Genomic DNA, 22,962 nt, shown 5'->3' with positions numbered 1-22,962 from the left:
TCGTCAGACTAAACCATATCCTTCCCTTTGGCTTTTTAAACCAAAGCTTCCAACTATGTTGTAAGGCGGATATAAGCCTGACTCAAACAGCTTCGGCTTATTTCCTGAACAACCTATTTTGAAACCTAAAAATGATATGGCGTATAAAAAAGTGTGCTCATATGCCTGTCCGCTTTTGGTGGGCTTGCCCGACGGAGCTTCAGAGGTGGGTCGCTTGCGAATAACACATGAAGAATTTAAAATATAATTGTATTTTAAAGGGGATTTGGGATTTTTTGTTGAAGTTGAACATAGTGTTTGTGTATAGATATTTAAGCTTAAAGAAATCTGGTAATTCTGTAATTCTATTCTTTGAATTTATAAATTGAGGTGAATTTACATGAACCAAAATGAGTTTAACACAAGACTTAGAGCAGAAGTAAATGACTTCAAATCTGATTTTAGAAATGATAGCTCAGCGTTTTTGATTTGGTTTTTACGTTATATGTTTTGCTTAGATGAAGATGTGGCGATTGATTCTGTTTGTGATGGAAGCAATGATAAAGGAATTGATGGTATTTGGGTTGATGATGAATCTGAAGAGATATACATATTTCAGTCTAAATTCTCACCTTATAATAATCGTTATGAAGGAGATAGCGAAATAAGAGAATTTGCAGGTGTAAGGAGCTGGTTTGATTCTGAAGATGATGTGAGTAGTTTGTTGGCAAGTCTAGCTAATAAAGAATTAAAAAATCTTATCATAAATCTGGATATAGAAGAAAAAGTAGCAAACGAATATAAGGCGATTCTGGTTTATGTAACAAACAAAATTTTTGATAGAAATGCCAAAGAGTATTTGAAAGCTAACCGAGATCTTGAAACTTATGATGTAAAACAGGTACTTCAAAGTTATACGTATATTTCAGAAGCTGAGGTAGTTAATTCACCTAAAATTCTTAATCTACTTGAAATAAGTACAATCAAATATAACAATGTGTCTGGCAATAAGACAATAGTGCTTGCTTTACCTGCAAAAGAAATACTCAAACTTGATGGTATTCAGGATCATACTTTATTTTCCAGAAATGTTAGGTATTGGGCAGGAACAACGAGGGTAAATAAAGAAATAAAGAAGACTTTAGAGAAGGAAGAAGAACATTCAAAATTTTTCTTATATCATAATGGTATAACTATAATTTGTAGCGAATTTAACCTTGATGAAGGGCTAAAACAAATCACATTAAATAATTATTCAGTAATAAACGGTTGTCAATCAATTCTATCCTTCTATCGAAATAAGTCTGTTTTAACAGATGACATATTAGTATTAACTAAGATTATTGAGGTTACACCACATAGTCGGTTGATTCAGGATATTACTTACTATACCAACAACCAAAACGCAATTAATTTGAAAGATCTTAAATCTAATGACAGAGTACAAATTGGTCTTAAGAGTAGATTTGAAGAAGTTTTTGGGGGCGATGTGCTTTACAGAATAAAAAGAGGAGAATCCCCAGAAGGGTATAAAACTGTAATCGATATGGATTTTGCTGCTCAATTAATTGAAGCGTTTTTTTTGAGAGCACCATATAATACTCATTTAAAATCAAAAATGTTTAGTGGTAGGTATACTAAAATATTTTCTAGGAGAATTACTCCACAAAGGATATATTTGGCTTACTTAATATATAAAATTATCGAAGATAACATTAAAGAATTAGACAATGTTCAAACAAGACACTATGGTCTTGCTAAATTTGCAATTCTGAGATTTTTTAGAGAAATATTAGGCAACGATAAGTTTGGAGGGGAAATTATAGAGAACCCTAATGATTATGTTACTGGTCGAAACTTGGAGATTTTTGATAGGTCAATAAAGAAACTTTTTAAACTAGTTGCTCTAGATATAAATGCTTATGTTGCTGAATATATAAAAAAAGAAGAAGGTTTTTTTGATTATAAAAATCTTTTCAAAAATCAAGAATTTGTAGATAATATGAATATTGAAATATCGAAAGCACACAAAAAAGACCTAGTGCGTCATTCTGAAGATTCTTTAAAAGAAATATTTGAGCATTTTAGAAATTCCTAAAAAATCAAAATAAATGTATGCTATTTTTTGCTGACATCTGTTCGTAATATGGCTTTGCTCTTTCTCCCCATCCTTGGTTGTTATGTAAAATTATTGTTAGTGTTTTTAAAGATCCTAGAATTTTATTCTGAGGCAATAAAGTATTATTAGCAATTTTATAAACTCAGCTTTCAAATTTACCCTTGTAAACGTCTAAATGTCTTTTGAATTTTCTGCTTAAGATGATGCTTCAATTGTCTGAAAATTAGTTGAACATGCCGGAAGGGTTATTTTGCGCCATTGTTCTCAGCGATTTGAAGTGTTTATAGAGGACTTTTATGTTTCTATGAAGGATTCAAGGTCTTGAAAAAGATATTCCTCTTGTTTTTTGCTAACTTACAAAGTTGGTTTATAATTAACCAAATTATCTTTATAGTCATCAAAAGGAGCAACCATGCTAAATGTCGATAACACCGTCTTAGTTGTAATTGATGTCCAGGAAAAGCTTGCCAGGGCGATGTATGAGAGGGAAGAGCTTATTGAGAATCTTCAAAAGCTCATCAAGGGGATTAAGGTATTGGAAGTTCCCATTATCTGGCTTGAGCAAAATCCGCGAGGATTAGGGTCCACCGTGCCGGAAATTGCCCAGCTTCTTTCCGACCTTGAGCCTATAAGTAAATTTAGCTTTAGCTGCTGCGCAAGTGAGAGTTTTATGAAAGAAATGAAAACCTTGAAACGCAATCATGTTTTATTGGCGGGCATTGAAACTCATGTCTGTGTCTATCAAACTGCCAGAGATTTGGTTAATTTAGGATATAAAGTGCAAGTTGTTGCCGATACCATTTCTTCAAGAACGGCTAAGAATAAACAGATTGGTTTGGAACGGATAAAGGAAGTGGGCGGAAGTTTAACAAGCGTGGAGACTGCGTTATTTGAACTGTTAAAGGTTGCTGAAGGCCCAAAATTCAAAGAAATCCTTAAAATAGTTAAGTAGTCTGTTGGGTCATTGATTTATGGTTAATTTTAGAAGCTCCTAACTCCAATCGTATTGAATCATACACATAATTATGGTATATTGTGTGTACCTGATATAGAAGCTGTGCTTTGAGGTGAGCGGAATGAGAACAAATATAGTTTTGGACGATAAATTGGTAAAAGAAGGTTTAAAACTGACGAAGCTTAAAACCAAAAAAGACCTGGTTAATATGGCTTTGAAAGAACTGGTTGAAAGAAGAAAGCGTAAGAGAATTTTAAAACTTGAAGGAAAAGTTGTGTGGGAAGGAAATCTGGAGGAGCTAAGGGGCACTCGTTTTGATATTGATTGATACCTCAGTTTGGATAGATTTTTTCAGAGGCGCGGACACACTTCATAGGGTTGCTATGCACAAGTTAATTAAGGAAGATGACGTCTGTCTCGCCGATATTATCGTTGCTGAAATTTTACAGGGCATTAAATCAGATAAGGATTTTAAGGTTGTGAAATCTCGTCTTTTAGAGTTTCCGATTTATTCCTTAAAGGACGTTCATTCCTATATCCAATCTGCCCAAATTTATCGAGCTTGCAGAAGAAGAGGACTTACAATAAGAAAGTTAGTAGATTGTTTCATTGCTCAAATTGCCATTGAAAACGGACTTGTACTTTTCCATAATGATAAAGATTTCGACTCAATTGCTAAAACAATTAAAGAACTGCAAATCTATAGACTTTAAAACGGACTGCTAAAATCCCTTACTCTCACAATTAACAGCTCTTCCTTTCTGCTCTTAAGTTTTCCTTTTGGCTGAACTTTGCTCCATATTCTTTTAATTGCACCAACATGCTGCCATGTTTCTGTTTAGAGATTGCTTCCCTGCCTGCCGTCAGGGGCTTCACCGTTCGGTTGAGCTCAGGATGAATCCTCGCAATGACGGATGGAAGTATTCCCCCCCCTTTTTTTTAACTTCACCCCATACCCTTGTTTTTCCTGATGGCTGAAGACGAGACTGTTGAATTTTGTCATTGCGAGGATTCCGACGTTATGTTGGATGACGAAGCAATCTCTGTTTACCAGGAACTTCGAGATCGTCGCGCTTCGTTTCGTTTCGCTCGCGATAACAAATAAAATTCCTCAATTTAAAGGATTTTAAAAGTTTATGGAGAAAAATAGTTCTCAGTTGCTTTTTACATTTTAAGGAATGGTTGTTTTGGAAAAAATTAAAGAGTTTATTGAGAAAATCTTTGACGAATTTTATTTGAGCAAGGGGCAGGTTTATGCTGTTGGGGCTCTTGTTGCTTTTTTGATTTTGGGTAGTGGAACACTATATCTAAGAAGTAAACCTGTGGTTCAGGTTAAGGAAGTAAAGGAAGTTGAAGACCTGAAAGGGATAGAAGAGGAGAGAGTAGAGGAAGTAAGAAAAATTTATGTTTATATTTGTGGAGCTGTTCAAAATGCGGATGTTTACTTATTTGAAGAAGGAGACAGGGTAAAGGATGCTATCGCAAAAGCGGGTGGAGCAGTGGAAGATGCAAATTTAGAAGCGCTTAACTTAGCCGCAAAGCTTATCGATGGCCAAAAAATATATGTGCCAAAAGTGGGGGAAGATTTGCCTCCTGAAATTTTTGAGGCATCTGCGGTATTGGGCCCCGTCAATATCAACGCGGCTACTGCTAAACAACTTGAAGAGTTACCCGGGATTGGTGAAGTAATCGCTCAAAGGATTGTCGATTATAGAATTGAGCACGGGGGCTTTAAGACGATAGATGAACTTTTAGAAGTGGAAGGAATTGGGGCAAAAAAGTTTGAGAGCATAAAAGATAGGGTTGTGGCCAATTGAGAGGAAAGGGTTTGCCGCCTATTTTCTGGTTTTCGTTGGCATATATTCTCGGTCTTGGTATAGGAAATTTTTTTAATTTTCAAGCTATTTATCTATTCATTCTACTTTTTACACTTATTTTGCTTGCCTTTTTTACTTATTCAAAGTCGCCAAAACTTACTAAGGTTTTTGTTCTTTTAATATTTGTCTTTCTTGGCGCTTTCTTTATCAGTTTCGCCAGAAGCCACATCGAAAACGGTCAGTTGTCTCAATTTGCTAAGGAAAATAAGGCCGTTGTGGTTAAGGGAGACGTGATTAGCGAACCTTTAAAAAAAGGCGATAAAGTTGTTTTCGATTTAAAAATAAGCGAGATAAATGATGGGAAAGATGTCTATTCTGTATCAGAGAAAACCAGGGTAAGCGTTCAAAGAGGATTGGATTGCGGACTTCAGCCGGGGCAATTTGTCATGGTTAAAGGTACTCCCTATATCCCCGAAAATACTGATTCATTTAATTGCAAGGAGTACTTTTTAAGAAAGAAAATGGCAGTGCTGTTTTCCGTCTATCCTAAAAGTATAGAAATTTGTGGTGAAAAGAAAAATTTTATTATTGGGTCGCGCAAAAAACTTAAAGCTCAATCTGAGCTTGCTCTTAACCCGGGACAGGCAGCTCTTTTAAATGGAGTTTTACTTGGTGATCGTTCTCAAATTTCAGATATTGTAAAAGATGATTTTGCTAAAGCGGGTGTAGCTCATCTTTTAGCTGTTTCGGGGTTGCACGTGGGGGTTCTTGCCGGAATTATTTTTTTAATTTTTAGTCAGGTGTCCCTTCCCATAAGAACCACGTTAACAATTGTATTTGTCTCTTTTTACGCACTCTTAGTTGGCAATCAACCTTCGGTTTTAAGGGCTTCAATTATGCTTATAATTGGCTATTTTGGATGGCTGTTTGCGAAGGAGAAGGATATTTTGTCGGCAATTTCGGCTGCTGCTTTAATTTTATTAGTTTACGATCCGTTTATGATTTACAATGTCGGTTTTCAATTATCTTTTTCGGCTACTCTTGGAATAATTTTTATAACTCCTATTATCCAACCGAAATTAAATTCGCCTTTTAAAAAATTAAACACTCTTGTTTCCGCAACCATTGGAGCACAATTAGGGTTATTGCCAATTTTGGTTTACTATTTTCAACGTTTGTCTTTAATGACAACGGTTTCTAATTTAATCGTTGCTCCTTTACTTGCCCCAACGCTTTTTACAGGGGCATGTGCTTCAGTTGTGGGATTGTTTTCTCGGCATCTTTCGCTGCCGTTTTATAAATTAACGGGCCTATTTCTTTATTTATTAAGAAGCACCGCGGGATTTTTTGCTTCTGTTCCCGGAGGAAATATTAATTTCCCCCGCCCAACTTTTACGGCATTTTTTGGATATTATGGGGCGCTTGCCGGGGGTTTGTTTTATCTAAAGCGCAAGAAATTTTCTGTGAGTTTAAAATGGATTGTAATTTTATTTCTCATTATTTTTTCAGTTGCCATCTGGTTTCAAGTAGGGACAAGCTCTCTTCCTAAAGATTTTTCTGTAAGTTTCTTAGATGTCGGACAAGGAGATTCATTTTTGATTAGAGCACCACAAGGGGAGACGATATTAATTGATGGGGGAGAAAATTATAATTGTTTAGATGCCCATTTAAGACAATTAGGTGTTAGAAAAATCGATTTGCTTGTTCTGACTCACCCTCATGCTGATCATGTTGGGGGATTAGCAAAAGTTTTTAGCCATTATAATGTGGGCATGGTTTTAGACAGTGGCCAAGCTCATACCTCTTCACTATATGTGGATTTTCTTTCGGCGACAGAAGAGAAGGGCACCACTTATAAATTGGCTCGAGCCGGACAAAAATTTTTAATTGGAGAGATAGAACTGCTTGTGTTTCATCCTGAAGAAGAATTTATCACGGGAACGGACTCGGATTTAAACAACAACTCAGTTGTTGTAAAGCTATCTTACAAAGATATATCGTTTTTGTTTACCGGCGACATAGAAGAGGAGGCAGAAAAAGAAATATTATCACGAAGGGTGAATTTAGCGTGTGATGTTTTGAAGGTTCCGCATCATGGAAGCTCCGGCGGTTGTTATATGGAATTTCTTAAAAACGCAAGCCCAAGGGTTGCGGTGATTTCGGTAGGGGGAAATAACCGTTATAGCCATCCGGCAAGCTCAACTTTAAAGAAACTTAAAGAACTTGGTATTGATACTTATAGAACTGATAGAAATGGAACAATAACCATAACATCTGACGGTCATAAGCTTTGGGTGGAAACAGAGAAGTAAGTAAGCTGCCAGCCTCCAGCCTCCATAATTAATTATGCAAAACTAAAAAGAAGTCATTGCGAGGAGCGTAAGCGACCTGCCTGCCGGTAGGCACGGCGCGGCAATCTCGGTTTTGATTATATTTTTTTGCGGGTTGTTCTTGGCTCTTGATTCGAGCGTTTCTCCTCCCCGCTTCACTTCTCGGCGGCGACCTGCCTACGCCTATTATGCCATTAGGCATTGGCAGGTAGGTGGAGGGCCTGCCCGACCGTGGTGAGCTTTCCAGCCTTCCACTCGTTTCATCGGGACGGCCTCAAGTTTCGATTTGTCCGACCCACTGAAGGTTAAAAAACAAAAAATAATGACTATTGATTGCAGATTGGTCATTGCGAGCCCTAAGGGCGCGGCAATCTCATTTTATTAAATGATTTTTTAAAGTTAAGATTTGGTAATTTGGTATATTATTAAAATAGTTATTTATGAACTTAATCTAAGGAGAATTTTTTGAAAAAAGAGAACGCTAAAGAATTAAAACCAATTTACATAATATACGGAAAGGAAAAATTGCTTCTTGAGGAAGCGGTAGATCGGCTTAAAAAAAGACTTTCAGATACTGTGGATTTGACCTTAAATTATGAAGAATTCAGAGGGTCAGAAACGAGCATTGATGTAATTTTAGGAGCTGCAAACACTCCTCCCTTTTTTTCAGACAAGCGGCTTATAGTTGTCAAAGAAGCGGATAAATTAACGGCCTCTGATGTGCTTATAGATTATATTACAAAACCACCGGTCTTTACTCATTTTATTTTAATGGCAACTAAAATTGACAAGAGAAGCAAGCTTTATAAAGTAGCAAACAACGAAGGTTATGTTTACGAGTATAAGTCTCCAAATCGGGGAGGAATGCCAAAATGGGTAAAAGAAAGGTTTTTGAAGAAAAACAAGAAGGTTGCCGATGAAGCAATTAATTATCTTTGCTTAAATCTTGACAACGATTTAATGAGGATGCAAAGTGAAATTGAGAAAATATGTCTCTATCATGAAGATAAAAAGTTGCTAAATTTAGATGACATCAAACCTTTAATAAAGAAATCCTCTGAAAATTCGACATTTGAGCTCGTAGATTTAATTGGTAGACGTCAAGAAGGAAAAGCTCTTGCTGTTTTGGATAACCTAATCCAGAGCGGAGAGCCAATATCTTTTTTATTTCATATGATACTTCGGCAGTTTCGATTATTGTTTAAAACCAAAGTTCTTTTGGAGGTTAGAGGGATTTCATACTCAAAACTGGCTCAAGAATTAAGGCTGCCTCCATTTGTGGTTAGCAACTATCGAGAACAAAGTAGAAATTTTACCATTGAGCAACTTAAAAGAGCACATGAGTTATTTTTGGAAGCTGAAGTTGATTTAAAAACAAGTAAAAAGGAACCGCGGTTGACATTGGAAACTTTAATTGCAAGAATTTTAAATTGATTTGAAGAATTAAAAATCGGGATAAAATTTAAACATATGTAAATAGTGATTTTAGCACTTAAAAAAGCCGCCGAGAGGCGGCTTTTTTAAATTTACGCTTTCTTTTTTGGTTCAGTTTTTTTAGCAGTAGTCTTTTTTTTGGCGGTGCTTGAAGCTTTCTTTGTTGTAGATGTTTTAGCAGTATTCTTTTTCGCGGCCGGTTTCTTTGTATCTTTTTTGGTAGCTGTTTTAGTCGCGGCCTTTTTTATTTTTGTTGATTTTACGGATTTTTTAACTACGGCCTTTTCTTTTGTAATCTTTGGTGCTTCTTCTTCAGTTTTTGAAACGGCCTTAGGAACTTTTTTAATTTCTTCCGCCACTTTTTTAACCAAATTAGCAAACTTTTTTGTGAGTTTTGCCTTTTTGTTGGCTGCGTTATTTTTATGTATTATCTTTTTTGAAGCTGCTTTGTCTAACGCCTTTGTCGTTTCATTTAAAATGCTCGATGCTTTTTCTTTATCCTTTTCTTTAACAGCGTTATTAAACGATGAAATTAACGTTTTTAACTTAGATTTTACGCTTTTATTTTTTATACGTCTTACCTCGGATTGTTTTGTTCTCTTAATTTGCGATTTAATATTTGCCAAAAGTTTCTCCTCCTATATATTTATAAAACATGGGGCAGTATAACATATCATTTATAAGCTGACAAGATAACCAAAAGATATGATATAATGCTTTGATTATTAAGAGGAGTCAATTGGATATGGAATTTTTTGAAGAGGTAAGTGCTGAAGAGGCAGTAGTGTCTCAAACAAATTTACCCGAGAATGAAAAATCTACTCAGAAATCTTTTTTAGCTAAAGCAACGCTAATTGTTATGGTCGCAACTTTGGGTAGCCGTGTATTCGGCTTTTTCCGAGAGGTGGTTATGGCCGCCTATTTTGGAAACGGAATGGCTGCCGATGCATACAGGGTAGCTTACGCAATTCCAAACCTACTATTGCAACTTTTTGGCAGCGCGGCCATCGGCTCTGCTTTTATTCCGGTAATCACGAAGTATTTAATAAAAAAAGACAATGAAAGTATAGATATAGTCGCAAGTAGCGTCGCAAATTTTCTATTTTTAATTTTCACTTTTTTTATGATAATCGGCTTTATTTTTGCTCCGCACATAAGCAAATTAATGGCTCCTGGATTTATAGCTGATTCTGCTAAGTTTAATCTTACCGTGCAAATGACTCGGATAATGGTTCCCGCAATTATCTTCTTGGGAATGTCGGGTTTTGTGATGGGGATGTTGCATTGCTACAATCATTTTACTGCTCCGGCTCTCGCTCCCATTTTTTTTAATATTCTTGTCATTTTTTCAATTGTGGCTTTGACGCCCAAACTGGGTCCGATTAGTTTGGCAGTTGGTGTTACATTGGGCGCATTGGTCCAGCTTTTATTTCAGATACCTTTTTTACGAAAAAAAGGGTGGACTTACTCATTTAAATTAGCGTGGAATCATCCCGGCGTAAAAGAAATTGCGGCGCTTGTTATTCCTATCGTTTTTAGTTTGGCCAGTATTGAAATAAACGTATTTATTGATACTCGTTTTACGTCAATTTTAAAAGCCGGAAGTGTTGCTGCTCTTCATTATGCTCTCAGGGTATGGAGTTTGCCCATGGGAATATTTGCAATTGCGATTTCAACCGTGTTTTTCCCCATGTTTTCCAAACAAGCTGCTTTAAATGATTTTTCCGGTTTAAAAAAGTCTTTTTCTTTGGGTTTAAGACTGATTTTTTTGATAATGGTTCCCGCCTCTGTTGGTTTGATGGTTCTTGCAAAACCTATTGTCAAATTGCTCTTTGAAAGAGGAGCATTTGGTCCGGATGCAACCGCGGCTACAGTTTACGCATTGTTGTTTTACACTTTGGGTCTTACCTCGGCTAGTGTGTTACATTTTATAAATCGAGCTTTTTACTCTCTTAAAGACACCATAACGCCAACAATAGTTGCAGTTATCGCCATAACAGTGAATTATTTTTGTGACTGGGCTTTAATTGGGCCATTGAAACATGGTGGAGTGGCGCTTTCAACTTCGTTTGTTATGACTTTTAACTTTTTGTGCCTGCTTATCATCATGAGAAAGCGGGTTGGTCAAATGGATGGACGCAAAATAATGATCACTTTTTTTAAAGTTTGTTTAGCTTCCGCGGCGCTTGGAGTGGGGGCATTTTTTAGCTGGAAATTAATGGCTTCTTTGATGGGAGAAGCTACAATTGGACAAGCTGTCTCAGTTGGCACAGGGATAGGTGTCGGAGTTTTTATCTATCTTTTAATTATAAAAGTTTTAAAGCTTGAGGAAATTTCAATCTTTACAAATCTAATTAGAGATAAATTTAAGAGAGGCAAAAACGTAAGATAAATGAATACTTTAAATCCTCGGAAGATTCGAAACTTCTCGATAATTGCTCATATTGACCATGGAAAATCAACCCTTGCAGATCGTTTGCTTGAGGTCACTCACACCATTTCTAAACGGGAGATGAAAGAGCAAGTTTTAGACCAAATGGATTTAGAGCGTGAGCGGGGTATAACCATTAAAGCTCAAGCCGTAAGGATTTCTTATGAAGCCAAAGACGGAGAAGAATATATTTTAAATTTAATTGATACTCCGGGTCATGTAGATTTTACCTATGAGGTTTCAAGAAGTCTTGCTGCTTGTGAAGGAGCACTTTTGGTTGTTGATGCTTCCCAGGGGGTTGAAGCGCAAACTATAGCCAATGCTTCTCTTGCTTTAAATAATGATTTAGAAATAATTCCGGTTCTTAACAAGATTGATTTGCCCAGTGCTGAGCCGGAAAGAGTTAAACATGAAATTGAAGAGAGTTTAGGGATTGACGCGTCTTATGCTCTTTTGGTGAGTGCTAAAACGGGACAAGGAATAGATGAAGTTTTAGAGGCCATAATTGAAAGGATTCCCGCACCCAAGGGGAGCGTAAAGGCCCCCTTAAAGGCGCTTATCTTTGACTCGGTTTATGATTCTTACCGGGGCGTAATAATTTTTGTTAGGGTTTTTGACGGGAAAATTGAACCCGGTATGAAAATTAAAATGATGGCAACTGGGAAAGTGGCAGAAGTGGAAGAGGTAGGGGTATTTCGTCCTAAAATGACAAGCGTTTCCAAACTATCTGTTGGCGAAGTGGGTTATGTGATAGCTGGAATTAAAGATGTAAAAGAAACGAAGGCAGGGGATACTATTACCGAAGAAAAGCGACCTACCGATAAACCTCTTGCCGGGTATAAAGAAGCTAAACCGGTTGTTTTTTGCGGACTTTATCCGATAGATGGGGGCGAATATGAAAATTTGAGGGATGCTCTTGATAAGCTTAAACTAAACGACCCCTCTTTTGCTTATGAACCCGAAACTTCAAAGGCCTTGGGTTTTGGGTTTCGTTGTGGTTTTTTGGGTCTTTTGCATATGGAGATAGTAAGAGAGCGTTTAGAAAGAGAATATAAATTAGATTCGCTCGCGACTGCCCCTAATGTTGTATACAATGTGGTAAAAATTAACAAAACATCCGAAGTTATCAGTAATCCGGCCAACTTTCCTTCTCCGGGTGAAATAGAAAAAATTGAAGAACCCTATGTTTCTATTTTAATTCTACTCCCTCCTGAATTTGTCGGTGGAATTATGGATTTGTGTCAAGAAAAACGTGGTGAATTTAAGAATATGCAGTATCTTAGCACTAGTAGGGTACAGCTTCATTACCATCTTCCCTTAAGTGAAATGATGTATGGTTTTTATGATTCCTTAAAATCTCGCACTAAGGGATATGCCTCAATGGATTATGAGCATATTGGTTACAAAGAGTCAGATTTGGTTAAGCTTGATATATTACTTGCCGGAGAACCGGTAGATGCTTTGTCTTTTATAGTTCACAGGGACTCCGCGTATTTTCGAGGGAGAGAACTTGTTAATAAATTAAGGGAGATAATTCCACGTCAGCTTTATGATGTACCAATACAGGCGGCTATAGAGAGCAAAATAATTGCCCGTGAAACAATAAAAGCTAAACGTAAAGATGTTTTATCTAAATGTTACGGCGGAGACATAACTCGTAAAAGAAAGCTTCTTGAAAAGCAAAAGGCGGGTAAGAAAAGGATGAAAAACATAGGGAGCGTTGAGGTTCCACGAGAAGCTTTCTTAGCGGTTTTAAAGGTAGATAAAGAAAAATAGGATTAAGGTTAAATTTATGGCTGATAACAAGCCTCTTGGATTGTATATACACATCCCTTTTTGTAAACAGAAATGTAATTACTGTGATTTTAATTCATATTCCGGCCTCGAGAATTTCTATGCTTCATATGTTGAGGCCATCTGCATTGAAATTGAAAAATTTGCTCAAGGGCATGAAGCTTTAGGGGAAATTATTTCAATTTATTTTGGCGGAGGCACTCCTTTTATCTTGCCCGTAAACTACCTTAATAAAATTTACATGACCTGTTTTTCATCATTTCCAGTTTCAAGTGAAATCGAAATAACCATTGAAGCAAATCCCGAAACGATAACTCAAGATAAATTAAAAAGATTAAGAGCCATTGGATTTAATCGGCTGAGTATTGGAGCGCAAGCCTTTGATAATGAGATGTTAAAGATTTTAGGTAGAAAGCATTCTTCAGAGGAGATTTGTAAATCTTATTCATATGCCAAAAAGGCTGGTTTTGATAACGTTAATTTAGATTTAATTTTTGGGATTCCAAAACAAACTGTAAATTGCTGGAGCGATACGTTAGAAAAAGCAGTTGGGCTTGATCCTGAGCACATTTCTGCTTATTGTCTTGAGGTTCACGATGGAACCATTATTCACAAAAAGATAATTGATGGTTTATTTGATGTGCCTGAAGAAGATATTCAAGCTGACATGTATCTCAAATGTACTGCTTTTTTAAACCAGATGGGATTAACTCAATATGAATTGTCTAATTTTGCTAAATCCGGGAAAGAATGCAAGCATAATTTGCTTTATTGGAAAAATGAAAATTACTTAGGTTTTGGAGCGGGAGCTCATTCCCATCTCGGCAATTGGCGATACAAGAATATTGATAGTCCAATTGATTATGTCAAAAAGCTTAAGTTGAGTGAGAGTGTTTTAGAGAAATGTGAAAAGTTGTCAGACAATGTTGCTCTAAGTGAAACTCTCTTTTTAAACTTAAGGCTACTTGACGGCATCAACCTAAATGAGTTTGAGAGAAAATTTGGTTTTAAATTACTTGATGCTTACGGACAGCAAATAAACGATTTAATCGAAAAAGGGCTTCTTGTTTGCCCGGCAAGTGGAGAAAATCTTAAATTAACAAAGAGGGGTTTGTTTTTAGCCAACGAAGTTTTTGCTGAATTTGTATGAGATTGACACAATAAACTTAGGATGATAATTTATTAAGGTGTTAGCAGTCTATAAAGGGGAGTGCTAAAGTGCAAGCTCTTGATAGTCGTAAGGAATTTATTTTAAAAACGGTTGTTGAAGATTATATTAAAAGCGTGGAACCGGTTGGTTCACAGCGGATTGTCGAGAACTATGGCTTAAAAGTTAGTTCTGCTACGGTTCGGAACGAACTTGTTTATTTGGAGAAAGCAGGTTATTTGCTGCAACCGCATACATCGGCTGGGCGGATACCTACAGATAGCGGATACAGGTATTATGTTAATGAGCTTCTCAAGAAAGAAAGAAATTTTATTTTTTCTGAAGAAGGGTCCATTTGTGAACTTTTTTCTGCGGGGAACAACGAACTCGATGTTCTTATGCGGGAAACTTCACATTTATTATCAAGACTTACCAAATATGTTGCTTTTGTCTTTGCCCCTTCCTCAAAAGTAAATTACTTAAAACATATAGATTTGATATTAATTCGGCCTCATACTGTTTTGATAGTTGTCATCATGAATACGGGTTATGTTTCAAAAAAGATTATAGATTTAGACTATGAGTTGTCTCAAAAATGCCTTCGTAATCTCGAAATTTTGTTAAATGAAAGGCTTGATAATTTAAGGCCAAAAGAGATTATGGAGATTGGGCAAAACTTAATTGAATTTTCGCCTGAGGTTAGAGACGTGGCCGGGCGGGTGATGAGACATATCTTGGATTGTTTTACTAGTGAAGAAAATGAGCAATTTTTTCTTGGAGGAACATCAAACATTTTGCTTCAACCGGAATTCCAAAATTCGAAGAAAATTCAATTAATCTTGGAAATATTGGAGCAAGGTGATATCATTGCAAACTTGTATAAAGACACTTCGAAACCGGGTTTTGTCTCTGTGAGAATAGGTCATGAAAACCTCAAAGATGAGGTCGATGAGTGTAGTTTGGTTTTTGGTACTTACGGAGCAAAAGGTCAGAGTTTGGGAGCGCTGGGTGTTTTGGGGCCAACTCGTCTTGACTATTTTCGCTCAATATCGGTTGTTGAAAGTATTTCTAAAAGTTTGAGTTATTTTCTTGAATCTTTGTATAGTTAGGAGATGTAATGGGGAAGAAAGATTATTATGACATATTAGGTGTGAGCAGGAATGCAACTGAAAAAGAAATAAAAAAGATGTATCGTGATTTAGCACGCAAATATCATCCCGATGTAAATTCCGTTGACGTTGACGCCGAAGAAAAGTTTAAAGAAATTGTTGAGGCCTATGAGATCCTTTCTAACTCTGAAAAGCGATACCAATACGATAATTCTGGTCATGCTAAAACGGGTGCCGCTGGGTTTGGTGGTTTTGGTGGATTTGAAGACCTTTTCGGGATGGTTTTTGGAGACTTTGGGTTTCAAAGTGAAACACGTCCAACGAGAGAAAGGGGCTCTGACTTAATTTATGAAGTTGCGATTGAACTTGAAGAAGCCCAAAGAGGTGTTAAAAAAGTTATAAATATTAAAAAGGCTGTTACTTGCAAGAAGTGCAATGGCACCGGGGCCGAGTATGGAACCTCTGTTGAAGTTTGTCCTTCATGTGGAGGTTCAGGGTTTATCCGTTCAACCCAAAGGAGTCTTTTTGGAAACTTGGTGAAAACTCATACCTGCAAGGAATGTGGCGGCAGAGGGGGAATTATCACTTCTCCATGTTCAGCTTGCGGCGGGGAAGGACGAGTTAACGAAAACTGTAATATTTCCATTGAAATTCCAGCGGGAGTTCCTTCGGGGTCTCGACTTAAAATTAGAGGTCAAGGTGAAGCCGGATTTCGCGGAGGGCTTATAGGTAATTTATATATAAATGTATATGTTAAACCCCACAATTATTTCGAGGTAAATAATTACGATGTAATTTGTGATTATGCTATTAGTTTTAGTCAGGCTGCTCTTGGAGCCACAATTGAGGTTTTAACCCTTGGCGGGAACGAAAAGCTGAAACTTCCTCCCGGTGTTCAGAGCGGGACAATTTTTTGTTTAAAAGGGAAAGGTCTGCCTTATCTCAATAACAGAAAAAGTGGGGACCAGTTTGTAAGAATTAATGTTGCTACTCCTACTAAATTAAGCGCAGCGCGAAAAAAACTATTAAAAGACATGGCAGAATTTAAAGATAAGGGATTAGGCATGAAAAAGAGAGTTTCTTAAAAGCTGGAAGTTTATAATTATTCTGTTAGGTTTTTCTGTTATTAAAATGAAGAGAGTTTCCTTATCCATCCTTCGTCAAGATGAAGCACTTATGACAGCAATTCTTTCTTCTTTGGTTCCCGGCATTTACTTTTGATAGCGATGGAGAAAAAGATTTATTTTGCATTCGTTTAGTCGATTTTTTAAAGGTTAAGGTACTCACGGAAAAAGTATATTAGGAGATGAAAGTGCTTAAATTTGCAATACACACTTTGGGGTGCAAGGTAAATCAATATGAGTCAGAGCGTATCGCCGGTGAATTTCTGCGTCAGGGCTTCAAGTTTGTTGATTTTACAGAGCTTGCGGATATATATATCATAAATACCTGCATGGTAACGAATGCGACTGAAGCAAAGTCCAGGAAAATAATAAGGCGGGCTACAAGAAAAAATCCTCAATCTCTGATTGTGGTAACCGGATGTTACGCTGAGCTAAAACCAGATGATATAAATTTAATTGAGCACGTGAATTTAGTGGTGAAAAACAGCGAAAAGTCTAACCTGGTTCATTTGGTAACGGAGGCATTGTCTGTTTCCAATACCGTTAAAAAGAGTGAGCTATCGGAAAAAGTAAATTTTCGGACTCGCGCATTGGTAAAGATTCAGGATGGCTGCAATCAATTTTGCTCTTATTGTATAATTCCGTATGCAAGAGGCGCCCTAAAAAGCCGAAGTTTAAGGGAAGTTGTCAGTGAGGTTGAGGAACTTGTTGATATGGGAACCAAAGAGGTGGTGTTAACCGGTATCCATCTTGGGAAGTATGGGCAAGATATACAAGAGGAAGGTTTGTTGGAGAAGTTGTTGCTTAAGCTAAACGATATTGAAGGTCTGAAAAAGATTCGTTTAAGCTCAATTGAGCCAAAAGAGATAACACCTAATTTAATTTCTCTGATGAGCTCTAAGCCCAAAATTTGCCGTCATTTTCATATTCCGCTTCAAAGTGGGTCTGATAAAATTTTACGTTCAATGAATAGAAATTATACTGCTGAGGATTTCAATAAAGTGGTGCGGCAAATTAAGAGTTTGATTCCGGAAGTTGCCATAACAACCGACGTTATAGTGGGGTTCCCCGGAGAAACAGAGGAATGTTTTCAGCAGACAGTGTCAGTAATTGAAAAAATAAGTTTTAGAAAGTTGCACGTTTTTCGTTTTTCGCCACGCAGTGGAACGAAAGCAGCTGAAATGGACTGCAAAATTTTAGATTCCATCAAAGAAAGCCGTTCTCGTAAGCTTATAAAGATTGGAGAAATGTTGGCAGATAATTTTTTAAATCAATTTCTTGGCAGGGAATTAGATGTTTTAGTCGAAAAGTTTAATGATAAAAAATTATTAATGGGCCATACTGATAATTACATAAAGGTTAATTTTGAAGGTTCTGATATTCTCCGGGGGCAAATTGTAAGCGTCCGGGCGTTAGAAGTTCAAAATGGTGAAATTTTTGGTAAGATTGTGGATGGGAATACGAACAACACTTTTAGTGTTGTAAATTAAATTTAAGGGGAGATCGAGATGGCTGAATGCATTTTTTGCAAAATTGTACAGGGTCAAATTCCAAGTGAAATTGTTTATGAAGATGATAAGGTGATAGCTTTTCGAGACATAAACCCGCAAGCTAAAATTCATATTATTATTGTGCCCAAAAAACATATTAATCCGATGAACGAAATCAATGAAAATCAAGCTGAAATAATGGCCAATATTTTTTTGGCAGCAAAAGAAATTGCTAAACGGCAAAAGATTGGGCAAAGTGGTTTCAGAATGATAGTAAATGTGGGGCCCGATTCAGGTCAGGAAATTGAACATCTGCATTTCCATTTGCTCGGTGGAGAAAAATTGGGAAAATTAGTTACATAGGGGGAATCATGAGTCTTAAAAAAGATATTGAGTTGCATATGAGAGAGGCATTGAAGGCGGCTTCAAAAGATGAGGATGAAAAAGTTCGGTTATCAACTTTGAGGTTGTTGATGGCTGAAATAAAAAACATGGAAATTGAAAAGAAAAAAGAGCTTTCAGATGACGAGGTAATTGAGGCGGTCTTAAGACATACGAAGAAACGCAAAGAGGCCATAGAAATCTACCAAAAGGTTGGTAGAACTGATGCTGCTAAAAAAGAACAGAAAGAGTTAAACATTCTTCAATCATATCTACCCGCCCAACTCACTAAAGATGAAGTGGAGGGTATAATAGCTGAAGCAATTAAAAGCACAGGAGCACATGAACCCAGAGATATGGGTAAGGTGATGAAAGAAGTAATGCCTCGCTTAAAGGGTCGGGCAGATGCAAAAATGGTTAATGAATTAGTGAGGGGATTGCTTGCGGCAGAATCTTAAGACAAGGGCACTTATTGCCGGGGAGCATTTTATCGATCCTATGATTGATAGTTGATATAATTTCATTAATAGTTTTTAAAGTGAGGAAATATTGGATTGAAAACTAAACGGATAAAGATTTTAGTTTCAGAGAATCAACCGATGGTTGCTCTTTTAGGACACAATGATAAATTTCTTAACTTAATTGAATCGAAATTTAATGGTGAAATTTTAGTAAGAGGTAATGAGATTTCGATTACTGGAAAAGAAGATGAAGTAAATGTGGCAGCTGGGATTTTTAAAGAGTTATTGAGTATATTGGAAGCTGACAGTCACCTTGATAAACAAGTTGTAGAACAAACAATAGGGTTAGTTTTTAATGAAGCAAAAATTTCCCCAAAAGATATTTTTACCGATAAAATACTTGTTCATCGAGGCAGGATTATCAGGCCCAAAACAGCTGGCCAAAAAAACTATATTGATGCTATTAGAAAGAATACCATAACTTTTGCAATTGGCCCCGCGGGAACAGGTAAAACTTATTTAGCTATGGCAATGGCCATAAAGGCCTTAAAAGATCAATCGGTTTCTCGAATCATCCTAACTCGGCCAGCCGTTGAAGCGGGAGAGAAGTTGGGGTATTTGCCCGGAACATTGTTTGAAAAGGTTGACCCTTATCTGCGACCTCTTTTTGATGCTTTGTATGATATGATGGATACCGAACAATTTCAAAAAATGATGGAGCAGGGGATCATAGAAGTTGCACCTCTTGCGTATATGCGAGGGAGAACGCTTAACGATTCATTCATACTTTTAGATGAAGCTCAAAATACTTCTCCCGAACAGATGAAGATGTTTTTAACACGGTTAGGTTTTGGTTCAAAGATTGTTGTAACGGGAGATGTAACTCAGGTTGATTTACCACGAGATGTTCACTCTGGACTAGTTATTATCGAAAAAATATTAAAAGAACTTGATAATATTGCGTTTATTCATTTAACAGCCGATGATGTTGTTAGACATAAGTTGGTTCAAAAAATAGTTGAGGTTTATAGGGAATTTAAGGAAAAGAAAACTTAAAAACAGTAAATTTTTGAGGAGAATTAAAGTGGTAGTACATGTTCTAAACGAGGCAAAAGAAGCATTTTTAAAAAATAAGTTTTTAAAAAATAAAAATCTTCAGAGAATTGTTTTGGGATTCGCAGTTTTTATTATATTAACGGGCATTCTTGCTTTTGATTTTATTCCTGAAACGATTGATATCGAAGCAGGGAAACCAAGTCCAGAGACTGTAAAGGCCTCTAGAACAGTAGAGTTTATTGATGCTGAAAAAACAAAAGAACAGAAAGAAGCAGTTGAGGCAAGCGTTGAAGAAGTATATAAGAGGGACGTTACTGCCGTAACTCGAGTTCAAGAAAATATTACAAACATTTTTAAGCAAGTTAAAAATGTTAAAGCCGAGCTTTTATCCAAAGATGATGACAAAGTTAAACCCACTAACGAAAAAGAACTTTTAGAAGCAAGTTTAGCTGCTCTTAAAGAAAAAGCCGGTTACGCAATTTCTGAAAAAACCCTCACGACTTGTCTTACAATATCGGACGATGAAATCAAAAATTTAGAGGAAAAAACCATTAGCATTGTTACTCAAGTTATGAGCAGAAATATTATGGAAGAGGATTTAGTTGATAAAAAAATGGAATTGGACCGAATGGCTGCCACTCTAACTTTATCGCCCGCGCAAATAGAAGCGGCGACTGAAATTGGGGGAGCATTTATTGAACCTAATTATTATTATGATGTTGAGCAAACACAAAAATTAAGAAATGAAGCCGTAGCTAAGGTTGAACCATATACCATTAAAAAAGTTGCAGGTGAAATAATAGTAAGAGAAGGGGAGATTGTCACAGATGAACAAATTAAGATTTTAGCGGAGCTTGGATTGCTCAAAAAAGGGATAGAGGTCAATAAGATTATCGGCACGATTTTATTGATATTAGGCATGATATTTATTTTTGCAGTTTATATTTATAAATTCCATAAAGAAATTTATGATAATGTTTCTTACTTGTTTTTACTGGGAATTCTTTTAGTATCTGTTACTTTAATTGCTAAAATTATAACTCCATTTTTCCCTAGTTATCTTATTCCGGTAGCTGCTATCGTAATGCTTACCACCATTCTTCTTAACCCACGAATTGGAATTATTATGTTGATATTGTCAAGCATAATAACCGGTCAAATTTTGGGGAACAATCTACAGTATTTAACTGTTTCCATTTTAGGTGGGTTGTTCGCAATTTATTTAGTCTCAGACGTTGTTCATAGAGGGGATCTTGCTAGAGCGGGAATTTGGTTGGGATCAGTTCTTGCTGGTCTTTGTTTCGTTGTAAGTTTAATTTCAAATATTAATGTTTTTGGTGCTTTCAAAAACATAGGATGGGGTTTAGCTGGTGGAATATCTTCAGCTATACTAGCTATCGGTGCCTTGCCGTTTTTAGAATCGGGATTTCACATAACTACAGATATTAAGTTGCTGGAGTTAGCAAATTCAACACAACCATTGTTACGTAAGCTTATGATAGATGCGCCTGGAACATATAACCATAGTGTTATGGTGGGCAATTTAGCTGAGGCCGCAGCAGAAGAAATAGGAGCAAATCCACTTCTTGCTCGTGTTGGCAGCTATTATCATGATATTGGTAAATTAAAACGACCTTTTTTCTTTGTTGAAAACCAGATATGTAGCGAAAATCCTCACGATAAAACTAACCCTAACTTGAGCTTTTTAATCATTAACGCTCACGTAAAAGATGGGGTTGAGATGGCCAAGAAACATAGGCTTCCTAAGGAAATTATAGAAATTATTGAGCAGCATCATGGCACTAGTTTGATAACTTATTTTTACCATAGGGCTAAAAAAGAAGAGAGTAAACACGAGGTATCGGAAGTTGAATTTCGTTATTCAGGTGAAAAACCAGCAACTAAAGAATCAGCAATTATTATGATTGCTGATTCTGTTGAGGCAGCTGCCAGAACAATCTCCAAATTATCACCAGCTAGATTAGAACAACTTACCAGGAAAATTATTCAAGACAAACTAAATGATGGTCAGCTTGATAAGAGCAACTTAACACTTAACGAGCTTAACAAAGTTGCTGAATCATTTACTCAAACACTTTCCAGCATCTATCATTCTAGAATTGAATATCCTGATTTAAAAGTTGTTTCTTCTTCGAAAGGCATGCTTAATTATGGAAATTCTAATAAATAATAGGCAAGATAGGGTAGAAATAGATTTAGCACCTTTAAAAAAATTAGCTGAATTTACTTTGGTTTCCGAGGAGATTGATTCATCAGCTGAATTGAGTATAGTTTTTATGGATGAGGAAGAAATAGAGAGACTTAATCTTCAATATAGAGGGGTTGAAGAGCCCACAGACGTGCTCTCTTTTCCTTTATATGAAAAAATGCCACCGGGCAAAACAGAACGGCCCCTAATACTCGGTGATGTTATAATTTGCCCCACCGTTGCGCAGCGGAATGTCTTGGAGGACAGCCATTCTTTAGAAGAAGAATTAAATTTGTTGCTTGTTCATGGGATATTGCATTTACTTGGATATGACCATGTTGATTATAAGGATAAAAAACTTATGAAAGCACGAGAAAAAGAAATTTTAAGTAAATTTGCACAAAATAGGTTTGGTGCTAAATGAAAGATCGCTCTTTGATAAAAAGTTTCAATAACGCTATTGAAGGCATCATATATGTTTTAAGGACTCAGCAAAACATAAGAATACATTTTTTAGCTGCAATAATTGTTTTGATGTCTAGCCTTGTTTTGGGAGTTAGCCGTATCGAGTTTATGTTGATTCTTTTTGCTATATCATTGGTGGTCTCCGCCGAACTATTAAATACTGCGATAGAGTATAGTATTGATATTACAATTACTTCTTTTGATCCTTTAGCGAAAATTGCTAAAGATGTTGCTGCTGCGGCAGTTTTGCTTGCAAGCATAAACGCTTTGCTGGTTGGATATTTTGTATTTTTTCCGCTTTTAAGTCAAATTACATCGTCTTTTTTTCAAAAGATAAAAGAAGCGCCAATTCATTTGACCATCACGGCTCTACTTTTAGTTGGGATTTTAGTAATTGCGCTTAAAGCTTGGGCAGGTCATAGAAATTTTCTTGAGGGGGGATGGCCTAGTGGGCACAGCGCTCTTGCATTTAGTGCGGCTGCGGCAATTGCTTTTATCGGCAACAATATTATTTTGACAACTTTGGCGTTCTTTATGGCGCTCATTATAGCTCATAGCCGGATTCAATCTGGTGTACATTCTTGGCCCCAAGTTTTGGTTGGATCTATTTTTGGATTCTTAGTCACAACACTGTTATTTCAATTATTTTATTTTTAACGGA

Annotated in this window: 21 protein-coding genes; 20 read left to right on the top strand and 1 reads right to left on the bottom strand. The window is 36.5% G+C overall.

Annotated features, from left to right (window positions below; translation table 11 throughout):
• The first annotated feature begins 379 nt into the window (after positions 1–379).
• The 8 genes from Q7U95_RS03020 (at position 380) to holA (ending at position 8,634) form a co-directional block, all read left to right on the top strand.
• On the top strand, positions 380–2,077 hold the full coding sequence (locus Q7U95_RS03020) for an AIPR family protein (protein ID WP_308751801.1): 1,698 nt from the start codon (positions 380–382) through the stop codon (positions 2,075–2,077).
• Between the two features lie 433 nt (positions 2,078–2,510).
• Positions 2,511–3,050 (top strand): hydrolase, encoded by a 540-nt coding sequence (locus Q7U95_RS03015; protein ID WP_308751800.1) that lies wholly within the window; start codon positions 2,511–2,513, stop codon positions 3,048–3,050.
• Between the two features lie 124 nt (positions 3,051–3,174).
• The gene (locus tag Q7U95_RS03010) at positions 3,175–3,381 is read left to right on the top strand and encodes a type II toxin-antitoxin system VapB family antitoxin (protein WP_308751799.1); all 207 of its coding nucleotides are present in this window, start codon (positions 3,175–3,177) and stop codon (positions 3,379–3,381) included.
• Positions 3,368–3,766: a PIN domain nuclease gene (locus Q7U95_RS03005; protein WP_308751798.1), complete on the top strand. Its 399-nt coding sequence runs from the start codon at positions 3,368–3,370 to the stop codon at positions 3,764–3,766. The genes Q7U95_RS03010 and Q7U95_RS03005 overlap by 14 nt, the downstream gene beginning before the upstream one ends.
• A 257-nt stretch (positions 3,767–4,023) precedes the next feature.
• Positions 4,024–4,158, top strand: a complete 135-nt coding sequence (locus Q7U95_RS03000; protein ID WP_308751797.1) for a hypothetical protein — start codon at positions 4,024–4,026, stop codon at positions 4,156–4,158.
• An 82-nt stretch (positions 4,159–4,240) separates the two neighbouring features.
• Complete coding sequence (locus Q7U95_RS02995) at positions 4,241–4,870, top strand: helix-hairpin-helix domain-containing protein (protein ID WP_308751796.1); 630 nt, start codon at positions 4,241–4,243, stop codon at positions 4,868–4,870.
• Positions 4,871–4,881: 11 nt separating this feature from the next.
• Positions 4,882–7,182 carry a DNA internalization-related competence protein ComEC/Rec2 gene (locus Q7U95_RS02990; RefSeq protein WP_308751795.1) on the top strand — a complete coding sequence of 767 codons (2,301 nt, stop codon included), beginning with the start codon at positions 4,882–4,884 and terminating at the stop codon, positions 7,180–7,182.
• A gap of 483 nt (positions 7,183–7,665) precedes the next feature.
• Positions 7,666–8,634: a DNA polymerase III subunit delta gene (holA, locus tag Q7U95_RS02985; RefSeq protein ID WP_308751794.1), complete on the top strand. Its 969-nt coding sequence runs from the start codon at positions 7,666–7,668 to the stop codon at positions 8,632–8,634.
• A gap of 92 nt (positions 8,635–8,726) precedes the next feature.
• Here the strand turns inward: holA and rpsT are convergent, their stop codons facing one another.
• A complete protein-coding gene (gene rpsT, locus Q7U95_RS02980; RefSeq protein WP_308751793.1) occupies positions 8,727–9,260 on the bottom strand; it encodes a 30S ribosomal protein S20 in 534 nt (177 codons plus the stop codon).
• Positions 9,261–9,379: 119 nt separating this feature from the next.
• On the opposite strand from rpsT, the gene murJ reads away from it, so the two are divergent.
• The 12 genes from murJ to Q7U95_RS02920 all read left to right on the top strand — a co-directional run bounded on the left by murJ (position 9,380) and on the right by Q7U95_RS02920 (position 22,958).
• A complete protein-coding gene (gene murJ, locus Q7U95_RS02975) occupies positions 9,380–11,026 on the top strand; it encodes a murein biosynthesis integral membrane protein MurJ (RefSeq protein WP_308751792.1) in 1,647 nt (548 codons plus the stop codon).
• Complete coding sequence (gene lepA / locus Q7U95_RS02970; protein WP_308751791.1) at positions 11,027–12,841, top strand: translation elongation factor 4; 1,815 nt, start codon at positions 11,027–11,029, stop codon at positions 12,839–12,841.
• A gap of 16 nt (positions 12,842–12,857) precedes the next feature.
• Entirely contained in the window at positions 12,858–14,009 is a 1,152-nt protein-coding gene (gene hemW / locus Q7U95_RS02965) for a radical SAM family heme chaperone HemW (RefSeq protein WP_308751790.1), read from the top strand.
• Positions 14,010–14,077: 68 nt separating this feature from the next.
• A complete protein-coding gene (gene hrcA / locus Q7U95_RS02960; protein ID WP_308751789.1) occupies positions 14,078–15,115 on the top strand; it encodes a heat-inducible transcriptional repressor HrcA in 1,038 nt (345 codons plus the stop codon).
• Between the two features lie 8 nt (positions 15,116–15,123).
• Entirely contained in the window at positions 15,124–16,200 is a 1,077-nt protein-coding gene (gene dnaJ, locus Q7U95_RS02955; protein WP_308751788.1) for a molecular chaperone DnaJ, read from the top strand.
• Between the two features lie 227 nt (positions 16,201–16,427).
• The gene (gene mtaB / locus Q7U95_RS02950; RefSeq protein WP_308751787.1) at positions 16,428–17,729 is read left to right on the top strand and encodes a tRNA (N(6)-L-threonylcarbamoyladenosine(37)-C(2))-methylthiotransferase MtaB; all 1,302 of its coding nucleotides are present in this window, start codon (positions 16,428–16,430) and stop codon (positions 17,727–17,729) included.
• Between the two features lie 18 nt (positions 17,730–17,747).
• Positions 17,748–18,092: a histidine triad nucleotide-binding protein gene (locus tag Q7U95_RS02945; RefSeq protein WP_308751786.1), complete on the top strand. Its 345-nt coding sequence runs from the start codon at positions 17,748–17,750 to the stop codon at positions 18,090–18,092.
• Positions 18,093–18,100: 8 nt separating this feature from the next.
• The gene (locus tag Q7U95_RS02940) at positions 18,101–18,568 is read left to right on the top strand and encodes a GatB/YqeY domain-containing protein (protein WP_308751785.1); all 468 of its coding nucleotides are present in this window, start codon (positions 18,101–18,103) and stop codon (positions 18,566–18,568) included.
• A gap of 96 nt (positions 18,569–18,664) precedes the next feature.
• The gene (locus tag Q7U95_RS02935; protein ID WP_308751784.1) at positions 18,665–19,627 is read left to right on the top strand and encodes a PhoH family protein; all 963 of its coding nucleotides are present in this window, start codon (positions 18,665–18,667) and stop codon (positions 19,625–19,627) included.
• A gap of 28 nt (positions 19,628–19,655) precedes the next feature.
• Complete coding sequence (locus tag Q7U95_RS02930) at positions 19,656–21,818, top strand: HDIG domain-containing metalloprotein (RefSeq protein WP_308751783.1); 2,163 nt, start codon at positions 19,656–19,658, stop codon at positions 21,816–21,818.
• Positions 21,799–22,260 (top strand): rRNA maturation RNase YbeY, encoded by a 462-nt coding sequence (gene ybeY / locus Q7U95_RS02925; protein ID WP_308751782.1) that lies wholly within the window; start codon positions 21,799–21,801, stop codon positions 22,258–22,260. Before Q7U95_RS02930 ends, ybeY begins: the two co-directional genes overlap by 20 nt.
• Positions 22,257–22,958, top strand: coding sequence for a diacylglycerol kinase (locus tag Q7U95_RS02920; protein ID WP_308751781.1), 702 nt, complete (start codon positions 22,257–22,259; stop codon positions 22,956–22,958). The genes ybeY and Q7U95_RS02920 overlap by 4 nt, the downstream gene beginning before the upstream one ends.
• Positions 22,959–22,962 lie beyond the last annotated feature (4 nt).

The organism is Candidatus Oleimmundimicrobium sp., assembly GCF_030651595.1.
Lineage (GTDB): Bacteria > Actinomycetota > Aquicultoria > UBA3085 > Oleimmundimicrobiaceae > JAUSCH01.
Note: the sequence above shows the minus strand (reverse complement) of the source record. Positions and strands in the feature narration are given on the sequence as shown.

What these genes read in the sequence shown, in the direction of transcription:
- Q7U95_RS03020 (WP_308751801.1), top strand. Translation starts at nt 380, where the DNA reads ATGAACCAAAATGAGTTTAACACAAGACTTAGAGCAGAAGTAAATGAC.
- Q7U95_RS03015 (WP_308751800.1), top strand. Translation starts at nt 2,511, where the DNA reads ATGCTAAATGTCGATAACACCGTCTTAGTTGTAATTGATGTCCAGGAA.
- Q7U95_RS03010 (WP_308751799.1), top strand. Translation starts at nt 3,175, where the DNA reads ATGAGAACAAATATAGTTTTGGACGATAAATTGGTAAAAGAAGGTTTA.
- Q7U95_RS03000 (WP_308751797.1), top strand. Translation starts at nt 4,024, where the DNA reads ATGGCTGAAGACGAGACTGTTGAATTTTGTCATTGCGAGGATTCCGAC.
- murJ (WP_308751792.1), top strand. Translation starts at nt 9,380, where the DNA reads ATGGAATTTTTTGAAGAGGTAAGTGCTGAAGAGGCAGTAGTGTCTCAA.
- lepA (WP_308751791.1), top strand. Translation starts at nt 11,027, where the DNA reads ATGAATACTTTAAATCCTCGGAAGATTCGAAACTTCTCGATAATTGCT.
- hemW (WP_308751790.1), top strand. Translation starts at nt 12,858, where the DNA reads ATGGCTGATAACAAGCCTCTTGGATTGTATATACACATCCCTTTTTGT.
- dnaJ (WP_308751788.1), top strand. Translation starts at nt 15,124, where the DNA reads ATGGGGAAGAAAGATTATTATGACATATTAGGTGTGAGCAGGAATGCA.
- Q7U95_RS02945 (WP_308751786.1), top strand. Translation starts at nt 17,748, where the DNA reads ATGGCTGAATGCATTTTTTGCAAAATTGTACAGGGTCAAATTCCAAGT.
- Q7U95_RS02940 (WP_308751785.1), top strand. Translation starts at nt 18,101, where the DNA reads ATGAGTCTTAAAAAAGATATTGAGTTGCATATGAGAGAGGCATTGAAG.
- ybeY (WP_308751782.1), top strand. Translation starts at nt 21,799, where the DNA reads ATGGAAATTCTAATAAATAATAGGCAAGATAGGGTAGAAATAGATTTA.
- Q7U95_RS02920 (WP_308751781.1), top strand. Translation starts at nt 22,257, where the DNA reads ATGAAAGATCGCTCTTTGATAAAAAGTTTCAATAACGCTATTGAAGGC.